This window comes from Microcoleus sp. M2_D5 (genome assembly GCF_036701935.1).
Taxonomy (GTDB): domain Bacteria; phylum Cyanobacteriota; class Cyanobacteriia; order Cyanobacteriales; family Microcoleaceae; genus Microcoleus.
In genome coordinates, this window is sequence record NZ_JAUBRP010000068.1 from 17,957 (window position 1) to 34,309 (window position 16,353).

The following is a 16,353-nucleotide window of genomic DNA, read 5'->3' on the forward strand; positions in this document are numbered from 1 at the left end:
CCGTAAGTTGAGCTGCCGGTAAGGTTCGCCACAAGCACCCTACGTTTAGTGTTTTTGCGTAGGTAAAGTGCCGCATAAGCACCCGAACTTCCTACCTAATAATGATTTCCCACTTTGCGGTGGTGAACGGCAGGCAGTGCATCTGGATTGGAGACGCGGCCGCTATCAACGATCGCATATACGATATGATGATCCGAAAGTTCCATCCGGCTGACTACTTCGCATTCCATGTAAGCTAAAGCATCTGTCAGAATGGGAGAACCGTTGGTTGCTGGTTGAGTTTTAACTCCGGCAAATCGATCGGCACCAGGAGCAAAACGCTTTAAAAAGTGCTTCATCAAGGCTTGATAATTGCCTTCTTCGAGCACGTTGAGAACAAATTTATCTCCCGCGTGCATCATCGATTCAATCGCCCGATCCTTCGCAACTGCTATTGTTAAACCCAGCGGTTTAAAGCTAGCTTGAGTTACCCAAGAAGCTAGCATCGCACCGCTAACCTCGCCTTTTTGAGCGGTAATGATGTACAGTCCGCCGCTGATTCTTCCCAAAGCTTTATCGAGGTCGCTGTCGAGGGATTTCATCTGTTTGACAGCCTTGTCCCGCGTCAGCCACTGTCCTAAGTCGGTGCCGGCTTCGTCGCAAAGTTGATAAATCGCTTCTGTCGGCGTTTCTTTAATCAAAATGTTGGGAAATGCTTCTTTTAAACCCAACTCTTTGAACTTGTTTCGCAGCGGGTAAATCGATGCGTCATCGCCACCGCCAGATTCGCACAAACCGAAAGATTGTTTGTTGTTAGCCGCAACTAAAATTGTGCTGATAGCAGCTTCGGCATTCGCAGCAGCAGTACCGTTAGTCGGCGGCGAACAAATTACGATGCCGGCAGCATTACTGACAAGTTCCGCAACTTCTTGTAAGTCGGCGGTTTTCAAATCCATCATTTCCACAGCAACACCGGTTTTGGTGATACCGTGGGCGATCGCTTGGCTGAGCCGATCGCTAAATCCGTAGTCGGAGGTGTAAAATACCGCTACAGTGGTTTCTGCCTTAGCTTGCGCTTGGCTCCACTTTTTGTAGCGTCCGGTAAGTTCCACCACATTGTGCCGCAGCAAGGGGCCGTGACCGGTCGCAACTGTACCGATTTCTCCCAATTCTGCCATCCGCTTCATCGCCGCGAGTACCGATCGAGCATTGGGGCCCATCAAACACTCATAATAAAAGTGGTAATCTTCCTCAATTGCTGCTAAATCGTCATCGAAGGTGCTGTCGGAACAGTAGTGCATCCCGAAAGCGTCGCAGGTAAACAGCACTTGAGTTTTGCTGTCGTAGCTGAAAATAGTATCAGGCCAGTGCAAGTTCGGCGCCGATACGAATTCGATAATGTGGCCGTTTCCTAAATCTAGTTTGTCCCCGTTTTTGACCACCAATCGCTCAAATGGTTGGTGTACAAGGTTTTCTAAAAATTGAATTGCTACTTTCGCCCCCACGACAATCGCTTGGGGTGCCAGCGCCAACACGTCTTTTACTAAACCGCTGTGGTCTGGTTCGGTGTGGCTGATAATTAGATAGTCAATCTCTTTGGGGTCAATTTCGCCCGTTAGAGTTTCCATGTATTGCTGGCGAAACTTCTCGTGCGAGGTATCGACGAGGGCTGTTTTTTCACCGCGAATGATGAATGAGTTGTATGTTGTACCGTTTTTGAGTCCGAATTCGATGTCAAAGCGGTCTCTATCCCAGTCCAGGCATCGAATTGCCGTTGTATCAGAGGCAATTTCGACTTTTTCCACCGTCAATCTGCGTTGGACTCGTTCAGTCAGCGCTACCATCAGTGCCTCCTTGTCTTTTACCCATTACCTTATTGTCTTCATTCTGACACGTTTCTTTTGTAAATCTTTATAAATTTTCTTATGAGGCTGTTAAGTATCCCAAAAGTTATGGCATCAGGCAGTTCGGGAACGCGCACTGAATCGGGATGTTACGGATTTGAGGAAGAAGGAAAATTCAATAAAATCAATTTTTGGTCGATAAACAGTTGACAAAAAACTGAACTGTGTGGTAATTAAACTGAGTTGTATCGGTTGGGCGATCGCCTCTTTAGAAGACTATCAGTCAAATGCGATTGTCGATCGCGCGGCGATTTGGATTAAAGACAAGAACTCGGCATTTAAGTCAACCTAATCAAACGTAAAACGCGATCGCGCTCTCTTATCCCCGATTTCTTTAATCAGTCGGGGATTTGGGGATAATGATAGAAGAAAAAAATTTCCAATCCGCAATCAAAAACCTACTCATTGATGCAAAGCTATGTCTGAAAGTTCCGTTGAGAAAACTCATTTGAGTTGGCAATTAGGACAGTTGCAACAGCGAGTAGAGGAGTGGTGGGAACTAAAAACTTCCCAAAATATACCGAATGTGAAATTGCCATCTTGGTTTGATTCCCCGATCTTGTGGGCGATCGCTAAAGCAGCCTTTTGGTTAATCTTAGCATTGCTCGCAGTCTGGGCGAATTCGCGGATTTGGCAACTGTCGCGTTTTTATATTCATAATTTCAAAAATAGGAATAAAACAACTGATGTCAGTGCAAAACAACAATTAAAGATTTGTCCGTAGCAGAGTGGTTGTTGCGATCGCAAAAGTTGCAGCAGCAAGGGAAATACCACCAAGCTTGCCGCTTTCTTTACATGGCGGTTGCAGCGGTTAAATGATGCGGGAACCGCGATTCACCAACCCAGCCGCACTGATGGCGAATATTTGCAATTAATCGAGCAATTACCCCAGCCAGCGCCTTACGAAACTTTGATAAAAATACATCAGCAACTATATTTTGGGAATAGAGAAGCTGACGCCTCAACCTTTGAACAGTGTCAGCAAGCTTATCAAAAAATTAAGGATTAAGTAGGTAAGCGGAAAAAAACAATAATATCCAATCAATAATTCTAGGGGCAGGTTTTATCAAAAATTATTGCCAAAAACCGACAATCTCAAAAACCCCCACCCAAGGGCAAATCGCCATCTAATTCTTTCCACATACAAGGGTTCAAGGTCGTACTCGAATAACGCGCGCAGCATCTAAGAGTACGACCTTGAAATGGTTCTATCAGACCCAATTAAGCAATGGGTTGAAGGCAACGAAACTAGCACCAGCAATGGGATTCGGGTCGAGACCTCCCACAATCGGCCCTGTGGGTGAATCCCATTAGTTGTCAGTGCCAGCGACTGTCCCACAGCGAAGATTTTACCCGCGTACCTCGCTTTCTTGAAAAAAGCTGTAGTGAGGAATCAGACTGATAAAAAGCATTTAACTACTTGCGGGACATATTAGTAGAGCAAGGATTGCTCGCCCTACTAACAGCCTTAGATGAGAGTGATACTTGTTGCCGCTGTACTGCCGAAACTGTAGCCCGCAGTGGGGTTAGCAAGACCTAAGCGCACAATCCCATTATTGGTACTAAATGGGTTGTCTTGAATAGTAAAGGTTTGGCTGAGTTGGCCGTTGGCGAAGGACAACGTGCCGCCAGTGGGGCCGCCCGGGTTAAGCAGGTAGTCGGTACCATATACAGGTGCAGGGCCGGCGCCTGGAGTACCCGCCAGAATAATATAATCAATCGATGCTGCACCTAAGCCGCTTGAGCGGGTAACTGTAACCGTTGTGTTGCCCCCCTGAGTGGCGATCGAGCCGTAATTAGACGCACTATACTCGAAGATATTGCCAGATGCACTGCTGCTACCGTCAATAATCTGTAGTTGTGCTGTTGACGGACTGCCGACGGGGCCGCTGTTGAGAAATAGGTTAACAATCTCAGTCATTTCAGGCACAGTATCAGCATTGACAAAGATGTTGAACGTCGTGGAAGTTACCCCAGGGGCAAAGTTGAGTACACCAGCAGTAGACGCATAATCAGCCGCAGTTCCTCCAGTTGATAGGGCGGTGCCGTCAAGAGTACCGTAGCCAATGCTTGCTGCAGCCGTAGTGGCGCCGATGCGATTGACTGTCACCGTAGCAAAGCCAGATGATTCTGGAGTGGTGAAAGTAGCCGCACTAAAAACAAACTGGGTTGCTGTTGATGTTGCTGGAGTTGGAGTCGGCGTCGGCGTCGTCCCAGTTGTCGCCACATCACTAATCGTCAAAATTGACGGACTACTGCCGACATTGCCACCGAAGAGCACCAAATTCACCGTTTCCGGCGATTCCAAAATCGAATCAGTCAAAGCCGTCACCGTGAAACTAGCGGTAGTTTGCCCCGCAGCAAAATTCAATACCCCCGCCGCCGTTCCAGTGTAATCAGGTGCACTGCCTGTTGAACTTGCCGAACCGTCGAGAGTAGAGTAGTTAATCGATGCAGCCGCCGTGCCGCCGGTGCGAGTAACGTTAATCGTCGCCACGCCACCTTCAGCCACCGTGTAATTTGGTTGGGCGAACTGGAAGATACTTGGAGATGTCGGAGTTGGGGTCGGAGTTGGGGTCGTCCCAGTTGGCGGCACATCACTAATCGTCAAAATTGACGGACTACTGCCGACATTGCCACCGAAGAGCACCAAATTCACCGTTTCCGGCGATTCCAAAATCGAATCAGTCAAAGCCGTCACCGTGAAACTAGCGGTAGTTTGCCCCGCAGCAAAATTCAATACCCCCGCCGCCGTTCCAGTGTAATCAGGTGCACTGCCTGTTGAACTTGCCGAACCGTCGAGAGTAGAGTAGTTAATCGATGCAGCCGCCGTGCCGCCGGTGCGAGTAACGTCAATCGTCGCCACGCCGCCTTCAGCCACCGTGTAATTTGGTTGGGCGAACTGGAAGATACTTGGAGATGTCGGAGTTGGGGTCGGAGTGGGCGTCGTCCCAGCGGGCGGCACATCACTAATCGTCAAAATTGACGGACTACTGCCGACATTGCCACCGAAGAGCACCAAATTCACCGTTTCCGGCGATTCCAAAATCGAATCAGTCAAAGCCGTCACCGTGAAACTAGCGGTAGTTTGCCCCGCAGCAAAATTCAATACCCCCGCCGCCGTTCCAGTGTAATCAGGTGCACTGCCTGTTGAACTTGCCGAACCGTCGAGAGTAGAGTAGTTAATCGATGCAGCCGCCGTGCCGCCGGTGCGAGTAACGTCAATCGTAACCACGCCGCCTTCAGCCACCGTGTAATTTGGTTGGGTGAACTGGAAGATACTTGGAGATGTCGGAGTTGGGGTCGGAGTGGGCGTCGGCGTCGGCGTTGGCGTCGGCGTTGGCGTTGGCGTCACATCAATGCCTTGATATTGAATACTCCGCACTAGGTAGTCGGAACTATCGCTTTTGAAGGAGCTAGCTGCGTAGGCAGCGGTGGGGTTCGTGTAGGCTTTGGCGGAGAACCGCAGTTCGTCAAAAGTAACGCCGGTGAGAGAGTCTCCTACTATCTGGAATGTGAAGTTGCCATCGGTACGATCGCCAGTGAAAGTCACTCCGTCTGAACCCGCAGTGATGGGTTTTGGAGGGACTGGAGCACTGAGGCGAGTAATCGTAAAATTGCTTGCCGATACCGCCGTCCCATCCTTAAACAGTTGCAGCAAACCAACTTCATCGCCTTGATCGTTCACTGTAGTAGAACTTGATTTGGGAAGTAATCCACTCAGACCGATCGTGGCGCTAGTAATGTCTTTGTTATCTGCCCATTTCACCTTCAGCACCTGAGATTTATTGGTGTTCGGGTCATAGTTGATTTCCGCCCGCACTTTATTGACATCCGTGAACCAACCATCATAAGAGGATGGGACACCAACACCAGCCACAGCGCCGTAACTCAACCAGCTTTTAGGGTTTTCGTTCGTTGCTAAGGTGAGGTTGCTGATGACAGTAGGGTTAGTGTAGTTCGTTTCCACGCCATCAAAAGCTATCCCAGACAGTTGGATGCCTTGATTCTGGGCGGCAGTAGGCCATTGTGTAATTAGGTCACTGATGCTGCTGTAATTAGTGGTTGTACCCAAAGAACCATTGAATGAAGTGGCCATAGCTTTTCCTTTGATGATGAGTAATGAAGGATTAGAATTGACTGAAAACCAGAGGTTGGGCTTTCTTGTAGCGATTTGTCATATCATGTCCGGTCGATCGACCGCGATTTTTGTAGGGGAGGGTTCGCCAACAATACCTGCCAACAACTGACAATCTCAAAAACCCGCCCCGACCGAGATATTATGGTTAATCGATCGCACATGATATCTACAAGAAAAATTTCCTCATACGTGCAGGTAAATCAAGTAAAAATGCTTGCCCAATAAGCATCTGAAGGTATGATTGCACCCGATAGAATGTTGAGTGTAAATACTTACACCTATTTAGATAGAGATACTTAACTTTCATCATCAATAAGTTTTATCCGGAAAAATTGCGATCTTTGTTTCAGCCCTATAAAAAGCGGGTTTTCCACATCTGTAGAGGAGAGCTTAAATCCCAGATTCCCTTCCCCCAAGCACCAGCTTTCACTGCTTCAGCGAGCAAAAGTTAATCAAGAGAGACTTTGATGAGTAAAAATACTCAAAATTTTATATGTATACGCATAACCCTGTTGGGACTTTCTGAAAATTAGGGTTCGGGCGTAAGTTAAATCGTTCCCAGTTGCATTGGAATCATAAAATCGAGTTCACAGTTAACACTCAACTATTGAGCTTTTCGAGCCTTCCTTCTACAGTCAACTGTCAACAGTCACGGACGGTTTAACCCGAAGTGATATTAAATCTGATTCTATTAAAAATGCGTTAGCGAAGCTGGCCGCAGGCATCGCTAAAAAACCAAGTTTATTGGTGCTCCGTCATGTGACTGACGATCGCCCTCAAGAGGTCAAATGAGTTCTATACTACTGCCAGAGTGACAAAACAGCGTTAATCTGACTCAAGCACGAATTATGCACTTACCCTCTGATTTTTCAGCGGCAACTCTACAATAAACTCAGTTCCTTCGCCAACCTGACTGACGCAACGGATCTTGCCGCCGTGAGCTTGGACAATCACCTGATAGCACACTGAAAGTCCCAAACCCGTGCCTTTACCCACAGGTTTAGTAGTAAAAAATGGGTCAAAAATCTTGTCTTGAATTTCCGCAGGAATGCCACTTCCCGTGTCGCGGACAGAGATTGTTACCCAGTCCGGCTCGCTTTGCCAACTGCGGATAGTTAATTCCCCCGGTTTGCTCGTTGACTGAAGCGCATCTAAAGCGTTGTCAATCAAATTATAAAATACTTGGTTAATTTGACTGGCATGACATTGGACTGGCGGCAAACTGCCGTATTGCTTGTCTATTTTGATATGGGTTTTTAGCTTATTTTGCAGCATCAAGAAACTGCTTTCTAAACCTTCATTCAAATCTACTGGTTTTAATTCAGCATGGTCTAAACGAGAAAAATTTCGCAGCGTCATCACGATCGAGCGAATCCTGCCGCTGCCTTCTCGCATTGAATTGAGCAGTTTGCTAAAATCTTCTCGAATGTAATCGAGTTCTAATTCCTCATTGATTCTGACAATTGCCTCCGCTGCTTCCGGGCAGACCTTTTCGGCCATTTCTAGAGCTTGGTTCAAGGCTTTAAAATATTCTTGAGCGTGAAACAAGTTAGCGTGGATAAAATTGTTGGCGTTGTTAATTTCATGAGCAATTCCCGCTACCATTTGCCCCAAACCTGACATTTTTTCGCTTTGAATCAATTGCTGCTGTGCCGATCGCAATTCTTCTAACGCAGCCTGCAACTGCTGGGTTTGAGCTTGAGATTTTACCGCAGCGTCTTGGACTTGGCTGTAAAGTTCTGCTTGCTGAATGGCGATCGCCATTTGGTTGGCTATCTGAGAGAGCAACTCCATTTCTTGCCGCTGCCAATTGCGGGTATCTCGGCACTCGTGAGCAATCAGCAAACCCCACAGCCTACCGGGAAATTTAGGATTATAGTTTCCGGCGGTTTCGGGACTCTTTTCTTCAGTTCTTGCTGTAACAATTGGCACTATCAGATTAGCTTTTACCTGCAAACTATCTAAAAAATCTACATGACAAGGCTCTAAACCAGCATTAAAAATATCATTAATTGCTTTGACTCGCCCTTGCTGGTAAAGATCGGCGTAATCTCCCCGGAAACACTTATCAGCCCCCATATCTCCTAAAATTGAAGGCCAAGGAACTGTCATATTTTCAACAACAACTTTTCCTTGCCAGTTGTCTTGAAACTGATAGATAATTACTCGATCGCACTGCAACATTTGGCGGACTTCCCTCACCGCTGTTTCCAGGATAGTTCCCAGATCCAGGGTACTGCGAATTTGATTGCCGATCAGCCGCAGCAGCGATTCTCTTTCGGCTTGACGCCTGGTTTTGCTATATAGTTTGGCTTGATTAATCGCGATCGCCAATTGCGATCCTACCCCTTCTAAAAGCTGCCTTTCCCAATCAGTCCATTCCCGTTCGCGATCGCACTGATGCAAGCCAATTATGCCATTCACTTCACCTTGATAGCGAGTAGCTACTGCCAGCATTGACTTAATCTCCAAAGCTTCGGCAATTTTTCGGGTTTGTGGGTTCAATCCCGGAAAATCGAGAAACTTCGTCAGTGCTAGGGATTCTTGCTGAGACACGACGGCAGCTAAATGCGGGTTGTCAGTCATCGGTACTTTCATTCCCAGTTGGATCGGATAGTCCCCCGCGTTGTACTCTCCGCGCGTGACTAAAGTTTTTTCTGTATTTGATTCTTTGACTAAAATGCTCGCGCGGCTGCACTGTAACGCTTGCCCCAGCAATCTGCAAGCCGATGTCAAAATTTCTTCTATATCAAGTGTACTGCGAATTTCGTTATTAATTTGGTTCAGCAAGTTTGATAGCTGAACTTGCTGCTGCATCTGCACGATTAGGGCTTTTTGTCGGTCTACTTCCGGCAGCGAAAGACTTTCTTGCTGCATCCAGTTTTCAGATTCAGGCAACCGCGAAGTTACTCTGTGCCAGGGGTTTTCGTGTTCTTGTATTTGTAAAGACATATTTACTCAGCAGTTGTACAGTATTTTCATTGAGTCTGGTTTTATAAACCTGTGCTTACCCCGCCAACAGCCCCATCGCAGCTACCAGGACTTTTGGAATATCTTAAGATATTATAAATGATGCCGCCTGAGCAAAGCAATTATTTGCTTTACAAATATTTATATTTAGCAAGTATGCGCTCTGCCGGGGACAATACTAATTAGCGCGCTGCCTGGAACTTGGTGAGATGTCAAATAGAGTTAACCGCCCGGTTAAGCGAATAAAATTAATCTAAAATCTATCTTTAGTTCAATGTTTGCGCCGGTTCGCTCGACATGGAAAATTCAATTCCCGACAATTTTTGTTCGCCCCCAAGCACCGACAACATTAATTGGGGATTGACAGGTAAAGCCCAGATTAAAATAGCTTTGGCGATCGGCAATTCCCGGCTGCACTGGGGATTATTTGCGGGCAAAACCCTGGAGAAAACATGGGATACAGAGCATCTCAATGTTGATGCTGTTTCCCGGCTGTCAGAGGAGGAAAAGGCAGAATATTTGGTGCAAATAGTAATGAGGTCGATCGAGGAAATATCTGCTCAAAATCTCCTTTGTCTTCCTGCTACTCCCGCTTTTTCTAATCCTCACACACTTTCTTTCGTGCCGCTGCCTCTAATTTTGGCTTCAGTAGTTCCCCAGCAAACAGCAATTTGGCAGAGTTATCCAGATGTCCGAATTATTACTTTAGACCAGTTGCCGATCGGGGGACTCTATCCTACCCTGGGAATTGACAGAGCTTTGGCTGTACTGGGCGCTGGCAACCAATTGGGTTGGCCAGTTTTACTTATAGATGCTGGTACAGCTTTAACATTTACTGGGGCTGATGTCAATAGGTATTTAGTTGGGGGCGCAATCTTACCAGGTTTGGGTTTGCAGTTATCCTCGTTAGGTAAAAAAACTGCTGGATTACCTTTAATCACTTTACCACAAAATTTGCCATACCGCTGGGCGACAGACACTGCTGGGGCAATTCAAAGCGGAGTTGTGTATGCGACGGTGGCAGGAGTTAGGGATTTTATTGAAGATTGGCGGTGTTTGTTTCCTGATAGCAAAATTGCGGTCACGGGGGGCGATCGCACTCTGCTTTTAAAATACCTCACCGCAGCCTTTCCTGAGACAGCCGCAGGCTTAATTGACGCACCAGAGGCTATTTTTTGGGGAATTAGCCTGTTAAATGTTGACTGTTGTCATTTTATCAATGACCAATGACCAATTCCCAATTCACCTAGCAAACTCGCGAATATAGTTAGCAACAACATCAGGGACTTCCTGGGGCAAATTGCTTTCCCCCGGACTGACTAATTGTAGTTCGGCATTAGGAGCCAGAGCGGCATAGGATTGACACAGAGACGAAGCTGCGGGAGTCTCTTCAGAACCGTGCAACAGCAAAACAGGCGCTTTCAGCAAAGGCAAATTCTCATCAACTAATTCCGCTGTAATTTCAGCCCGCCGCCGCCCGAACAGCAAATGCACGGCCACAGGGGACTCCATCAACTGCTGTCTGAAGTTGAGCAATCCGTCAATCTTTTTTTGGCTACCCAGCAACTTAGCAATTGGATATATCGCACGCAGCCACCACAAAGCCAGCGGAGGTTGGCCGATTAGCCAGCTAGCCGTCTGCCACCGCCCCCGTCGGTTGCCAGCCTTGACGCCTTCTGGGGCCAACAACACCAAACCCTGAACTCGATCGGGATATTTGATAGCGTAGCTGGTGGCCACCCAGCCGCCCACAGAGTGAGCGATTAAATAAACCTGTCGCAACTTCAAAGTATCGAGGTATTGGGCGAGGCCTTCTACTTCCAAGTCGATCGAATAATGAAGATTCGGGCGTTCCGAGTCTCCAAACCCCAGCAAATCCGGTGCGAAGCAGTGGTAGTAGGGACTCAAATGTTCGATCGTCCTCAGCCACTGACTGCTGTCGTGCCAAGAACCGTGCAAAAATACTAAATTCGGGCCTTGACCGACTTCGTGCCAAAAGATTTGCCCTACAGAGAGTTTTACCCGAGAATTGCGTAGCGGTGAGTACATCCGGTTAAATATTTCGTAATAAAAAGATGATTAATTTAATGTTCAGAGATTGTGCATAAAAGTAGGAAAACATTGAAATACTCACCGGCAGTCAGGGCGCGGTGATTCTTGACACTTCATCGGGTTCTGCTACCGAAATAGTCTGACAATCCCTCAGCACTCCATTTAGAGTCGTGGCGATTCCCCATCCCGACTTGAGCTATATTTCTAGCCGCATTTTCATCTCTATCCTGCTCCATACCACAATTCAAACAGAGCACGCTCGCGAATAGATAAATCGATTTTACCCCACTTGAAACCACAGTCCGAACAGACCTGACTGGTGGGTTCCCATCGACTAATCACCTTGAACTCTCTGCCAAACTTTTCAGACTTAGCTTCGCACAAAGTCCTGAATTCTCTCCAACCTTGCAAGTTGATTACTCTAGCAAGTTTGCGGTTTTCAACCATGCCCGACACATTTAAATCTTCCCAAACAATCACTTGGTTTTCGTTGACTATTTTGGTCGATAATTTCTGTAGAAAATCTTTACGATCATCAGAAATACGGTTATGAAGCTTGGCGATATTGATTCGAGTTACATTCCTTCTTTTGGAGTCATGAGGTTCGCGAGCTAACTTGCGTTGCAGTTTGCGAACTTTCCCGTCTAGTTTTTTATAACTAGGACTTTCGGCTTTGGCGCCATTACTCATTACCGCAAAGGTTTTAATCCCTAAGTCGATACCAACACTGGGATGCAAAGCCTCGGATCGAACTGGTTCGACCTCTACAACAAAGCTTAAGAAATAGCGATTAGCGAAATCCTTGATTACCGTGACCGAGCTAGGTGCTGAGGGCAACTCCCTAGACCGTATTGGCTTGACAATTCCAATTTTTGCTAAGTAAACGCCACCCTTTTTATTCAGGGAAAATTCACGACCAGTAAATCTTGCCGATTGACTGATTGTCTTTTTTTTAAACCTAGGATACCGTACTTTTTGCCCTTTTCTTTTGCCTTGGTAGGAATCAAAGAAATTCTTAAAAGCCGTTTCTAAATCGGTTACAGACTGTTGCAAGGGAACGCATGACACATCTTCGAGCCAAGTCGTTTCCTCAGTCTGTTTTGCCCCAGTTATTACTATTTTCTGAAGTTCTGTCGATTTCGGCTTTTTTTCGGATTTTTTGCAAAGTGCAAGAGCATCATTCCAGACAACGCGAACGCAATTAAATAACTGAGCCAAGCTCTGTTCCTTTTGGTCGGTCGGATAGATTCTGTACTTGTACCTTGCTTTCATTGTTTACTATTGCTTGATTGCTTTATTGTACCATGTATTATCAATACAATTAACAGAAAATGAAGAGAATCAAAGCCGTCCTATAAGAACGGGGCTTCAGCCCTCCGCTACGCTCCGCCCAGTTCTTTAGTGAAAATTAATTCCACATTCATAACAGACAAGTTTTGAAGGCGGGGTAATTTCCGACTTATCTCAAATTTGGATGCCCCGCGATTTATGCCAAAGTTGTCAGGCCTTGAAAATAGTCCTGTAAGTGTTGGTCGTTATCGTGGCTGAGCTGGCCCTCCGGCAGCGATGCGGGGAAAAAACCCTCAACCTCGCTGACTTCAAGCGTATCCTGAACTTGCATCTTGCCCTGCACCTCTGCCGCCACCACGATACAAATCGAGTGCAGGCGAGGGTCTCTATCGGCAGCCGAATAAACACCCACCAAGCGACGGATTTTGACTAATTCGAGTCCTGTTTCCTCCGCTAATTCCCGGCGCACTGTCGTCGGAATATCCTCTCCCCAATCCACCATACCTCCCGGCAGTCCCCAGCGACCGTTGTCGCGGCGGCGAATTAACACAATTCGCCCGTCAGGCAATACAGGAATAACCGCAGTACCAGTGACTGGATGTCGAAAAATCAGTCCCAGCACAGTTTGTACAATTTGCCACAATCGACGCATAAACTCAAAAGCTTGTTTAGGAGATAGTAATTTCAGGGCTCCTAGCGCGCAGCTCCGGAGTCTCAATTTTTAATTTTTCATTCAGGCCAGAGGTCTGGCAAATCTGCTAATATCTCCGCTGCGTGAGATTCTGGTTTGACTTTGCGGTAAACCTTTTCAATCCTACCATCAGGGTCGATCGCGAAGGTCGATCGAGTAATTCCCATAAATTCTTTTCCCATAAACTTTTTAAGTCCGTAACAGCCGTAGGCGGTAGCAACTTCAGCGTTTAAGTCGCACAGCAAGGGAAAAGGCAGTTGATATTTAGCTGCAAACTTGGCGTGGGCACCGGCCCCGTCTGTGCTGACACCGAGGACTGCAATATTGCGCGACTCGTAGTCTGAGTAAATATCGCGAAAGCCGCAAGCTTCTTTAGTACAGCCAGGGGTATTGTCCCTAGGGTAAAAATAAAGTACAACTCGCCGCCCTCGAAAATCTGCAAGGCTGACGACATTGCCTTGCGCGTCTGGCAGGCTGAAGAGAGGAGCTACGTCACCGGGATAAATCGTCATTGGTCGTATTTTGTCAAGAGTTTATACAAATCTGCTGCCAGAGCGAAAACATTGCGTCCCATCGGGCCCAGATTCCCAGCGAGTTGAATCCCCGTGTTCTTTTTTCTGGGTCTTGTGCCGAGTGTGCTATGATCGTCATCGGTCTAAAATTGAGTATAACTAGCCAACGTAAAAACTTAACTGGATTAGTTGAGTGCGTAGTCACACCTAACGGTGTTGCGGTTTAGGAAAGCTAAATTTGAAGAAAACCTAACTACAGAAAGAGAACCGATCGAGTACGGTAGGGCATACCGGAATTAACGCTTGGGGAGAAGACATTTATAATGCGGCTGGAGCAACCCTGTCGCCAGTAAGTGACTTCGCCCAAGCAAGAATCTCAGTCACGCCTGAGTGCACAGAGTGTCAAACTTAAGAATCCCCGTGCGTGAAAGCCCGGGGACTGTCAATGTTTATTAGTGAGGTCAGAATGGCTAAGCGCCGCAATCTCAAGAAAGAGAAGGCACAACGAAATCAAGCATACGCTCGCAAGTTTCGCAAGCGGAGAAATCAAGATATGTTCTCCAACAAGAGAAGACGATTTGACGGCGGCAACGGCGGTGGCATGGGCGCCATGAGCGGCGGCAGAGACAAAGACATGGCTGCTGCTGAAGATTAATTGCTGAGGCTATCTGCCGAACTTAGAACCAGAGTGGAAAACACGATCGTTCTTTCGTAGAGATAGCCAGCCGGAATTTGTCCAATAATTCAACGATGTTTAGGCCAGATGTTTAGGCGAGTCGATCGCGCGCAGCGATAAGTGATTTTCTCACTTGTTCAAACCCGGTACCCCCGTAACTATTGCGAGCCGCCACCACTTGCTGAGGCGCGATCGCGCTGTAAATGTCTGTCTCAAAGGCTGGGTGCAAGTCTTTCCACTCCTCAAGTGTCAAATCTTTGAGGAGTTTGCCCCCCGAAAGGCAAGTTTTGACGACTTTGCCGACAAGGTTGTAAGCTTCCCGGAAGGGAACGCCTTTGGCGGCCAAGTAGTCTGCTACGTCTGTAGCATTAGAAAAGTCTTCCGTAACAGCAGCAGCGAGGCGATCGCCATTAAACTCGATGCCTTCCCGCAACAAAATGGTCATTGCTTCCAAGCAACCCTGTACCGTTCTTACGGTATCAAACAAAGCCTCTTTATCTTCTTGTAAATCTTTGTTGTAGGCCAAAGGAAGTCCCTTCACTACTACCAACAAGGCTTGCAAGTTACCGAACACCCGCCCCGCTTTGCCCCGCACCAACTCCGGCACGTCGGGATTTTTTTTCTGGGGCATGATGCTAGAACCCGTAGCGCAGCTATCTTTGAGCGTAATAAATCCAAATTCGTGAGAAGACCACAAAATCATTTCTTCTGACAAGCGGCTCAGGTGTACCAGAATCAAGCTGGCGGCAGCGAGAAATTCGATCGCAAAATCTCGATCGCTCACTCCATCTAAGCTATTAGCATAAACCTTGTCAAATTGCAATATTTCTGCCGTATAATGTCGGTCGATCGGGAAAGTCGTCCCCGCCAGCGCACCACAACCCAAAGGCGAAACATTCACCCGCTTGCAGATATCGCCGAGGCGTTCCCAATCGCGATCGGTCATTTCAAAATAAGCTAACAGGTAATGAGCCAGACTGATCGGCTGAGCGCGCTGCAAATGAGTGTAACCGGGAATTAAAGTTTCCACGTTACGATCGGCAAGATCGAGCAAAACCCCTTGAAATTCCCGCAATTGATCTCGAATTTCGGCGATGCGATCGCGCAAATACAACCGAGTATCAGTACCTGCTTGATCGTTGCGCGATCGAGCCGTGTGCAACTTTTTCCCAGCATCCCCCACAATCTCCGTCAGCCGCTTCTCTACAGCGAAGTGAACGTCTTCTGCATCAACTCCCGGAACAAAAAGTCCTTGGCGGTATTCGCGGCGGATCTGTTCCAAACCATTGACTAACTGTTCGCCTTCTGCTGCGGAAATAATCCCCGTTTTTGCCAGCATTTTAGCGTGAGCGACAGAACCAGTCAAGTCATACTCAATCAATTCAATATCGAAGCCAATACTAGCATTGAATCGGGCGATCGCCGGGTGCAGCGCCGATTCAAATCTTTGACTCCAAGTTTTTTGTTGTGTTGTCATTGCTCGAGCTAAAACTAGATTATATCTCTCTTGCAGAAGTCTTTGACACTCCCCGGTCTAAAGACGCGGGGATTCTTGAGGACAAACTTTGGGGGATGAATCCGCCCAAAGTTTAATTCTCAAAGGGTTAGTCAACAACCCGCTACTCACTCGCTCAATTATTGAGTCTGTGGCTACTTTTGATTTTCGGATGATATCTGCCGCCCCATTAACGTCTGCATTGATTAACAATCCAGCGCTAGAACGGTAAAGACCGCGTTTAATTCGCTTACCAGATGGCTGCCAATTGTCGGGTTTTTCACCGACTTTCACTGGCAGAAAGTCTCGCTCTAAAAAACTGGCTTTTGAGGAATAAGATTCATTTTGCTCTACAAATCGCCATCCCCTTAACTCGCATTCTTGCTGCAATCTTTCCTTAACTTTAGCTGTGGGGATTTGGACAAAGTTTTGATTGGTTTTGCCTCCCATATTAACTTCTTGCTTCTGACCTTTATTCCAGCCAAAAACTATGACATTAATTTGGTGGTTTTCGCAATAATTTATGATGGTTCTGACTGCTTTATTGACAGCATCTCTCATCCTTCTGGCACGAGTTTCTGATAACTGTTCCAGTCTTTTGGATGAAAAGCCTTTATTGTGCTTGTGTCGAGAGTGTTCTGAC

14 protein-coding genes are annotated in these 16,353 nt (G+C 47.0%); 5 read left to right on the forward strand and 9 right to left on the reverse strand.

Features of this window, described 5'->3' with window-relative positions:
• Window positions 1-95 precede the first annotated feature (95 nt).
• Entirely contained in the window at window positions 96-1,823 is a 1,728-nt protein-coding gene (locus QUA50_RS23105; RefSeq protein WP_333267339.1) for a diflavin flavoprotein, read from the reverse strand.
• Window positions 1,824-2,049: 226 nt separating this feature from the next.
• On the opposite strand from QUA50_RS23105, the gene QUA50_RS23110 reads away from it, so the two are divergent.
• From QUA50_RS23110 to QUA50_RS23120, 3 genes are all read left to right on the forward strand, one after another.
• A complete protein-coding gene (locus QUA50_RS23110; protein WP_333267337.1) occupies window positions 2,050-2,175 on the forward strand; it encodes a hypothetical protein in 126 nt (41 codons plus the stop codon).
• A 126-nt stretch (window positions 2,176-2,301) separates the two neighbouring features.
• Entirely contained in the window at window positions 2,302-2,607 is a 306-nt protein-coding gene (locus QUA50_RS23115; protein ID WP_333267335.1) for a hypothetical protein, read from the forward strand.
• Between the two features lie 78 nt (window positions 2,608-2,685).
• A complete protein-coding gene (locus tag QUA50_RS23120; protein WP_333267333.1) occupies window positions 2,686-2,892 on the forward strand; it encodes a DUF4129 domain-containing protein in 207 nt (68 codons plus the stop codon).
• Window positions 2,893-3,351: 459 nt separating this feature from the next.
• Here QUA50_RS23120 and QUA50_RS23125 read toward each other — a convergent pair whose 3' ends face one another.
• Window positions 3,352-5,982: a Calx-beta domain-containing protein gene (locus QUA50_RS23125; RefSeq protein ID WP_333267331.1), complete on the reverse strand. Its 2,631-nt coding sequence runs from the start codon at window positions 5,980-5,982 to the stop codon at window positions 3,352-3,354.
• Window positions 5,983-6,870: 888 nt separating this feature from the next.
• The gene (locus QUA50_RS23130; protein ID WP_333267329.1) at window positions 6,871-8,976 is read right to left on the reverse strand and encodes a GAF domain-containing protein; all 2,106 of its coding nucleotides are present in this window, start codon (window positions 8,974-8,976) and stop codon (window positions 6,871-6,873) included.
• Window positions 8,977-9,291: 315 nt separating this feature from the next.
• Here QUA50_RS23130 and QUA50_RS23135 point away from each other — a divergent pair, with 315 nt between their 5' ends.
• A complete protein-coding gene (locus QUA50_RS23135) occupies window positions 9,292-10,224 on the forward strand; it encodes a pantothenate kinase (RefSeq protein ID WP_333267327.1) in 933 nt (310 codons plus the stop codon).
• 12 nt (window positions 10,225-10,236) lie between these two features.
• Here QUA50_RS23135 and QUA50_RS23140 read toward each other — a convergent pair whose 3' ends face one another.
• The 4 genes from QUA50_RS23140 to bcp all read right to left on the reverse strand — a co-directional run bounded on the left by QUA50_RS23140 (window position 10,237) and on the right by bcp (window position 13,539).
• The gene (locus QUA50_RS23140) at window positions 10,237-11,043 is read right to left on the reverse strand and encodes an alpha/beta hydrolase (RefSeq protein WP_333267325.1); all 807 of its coding nucleotides are present in this window, start codon (window positions 11,041-11,043) and stop codon (window positions 10,237-10,239) included.
• Between the two features lie 225 nt (window positions 11,044-11,268).
• Window positions 11,269-12,318 (reverse strand): transposase, encoded by a 1,050-nt coding sequence (locus tag QUA50_RS23145; RefSeq protein WP_333267323.1) that lies wholly within the window; start codon window positions 12,316-12,318, stop codon window positions 11,269-11,271.
• A gap of 214 nt (window positions 12,319-12,532) precedes the next feature.
• Window positions 12,533-12,988, reverse strand: a complete 456-nt coding sequence (locus QUA50_RS23150) for an NUDIX hydrolase (protein WP_333267322.1) — start codon at window positions 12,986-12,988, stop codon at window positions 12,533-12,535.
• Between the two features lie 77 nt (window positions 12,989-13,065).
• Window positions 13,066-13,539, reverse strand: coding sequence for a thioredoxin-dependent thiol peroxidase (bcp, locus tag QUA50_RS23155; protein ID WP_333267320.1), 474 nt, complete (start codon window positions 13,537-13,539; stop codon window positions 13,066-13,068).
• A 466-nt stretch (window positions 13,540-14,005) separates the two neighbouring features.
• Here bcp and QUA50_RS23160 point away from each other — a divergent pair, with 466 nt between their 5' ends.
• Entirely contained in the window at window positions 14,006-14,194 is a 189-nt protein-coding gene (locus QUA50_RS23160; protein WP_006632360.1) for a hypothetical protein, read from the forward strand.
• A gap of 112 nt (window positions 14,195-14,306) precedes the next feature.
• Here QUA50_RS23160 and argH read toward each other — a convergent pair whose 3' ends face one another.
• Window positions 14,307-15,692, reverse strand: a complete 1,386-nt coding sequence (argH, locus tag QUA50_RS23165; protein ID WP_333267317.1) for an argininosuccinate lyase — start codon at window positions 15,690-15,692, stop codon at window positions 14,307-14,309.
• Between the two features lie 57 nt (window positions 15,693-15,749).
• On the reverse strand, window positions 15,750-16,353 hold a 604-nt coding region (locus QUA50_RS23170; protein WP_333267315.1), incomplete at its 5' end, for an IS200/IS605 family accessory protein TnpB-related protein.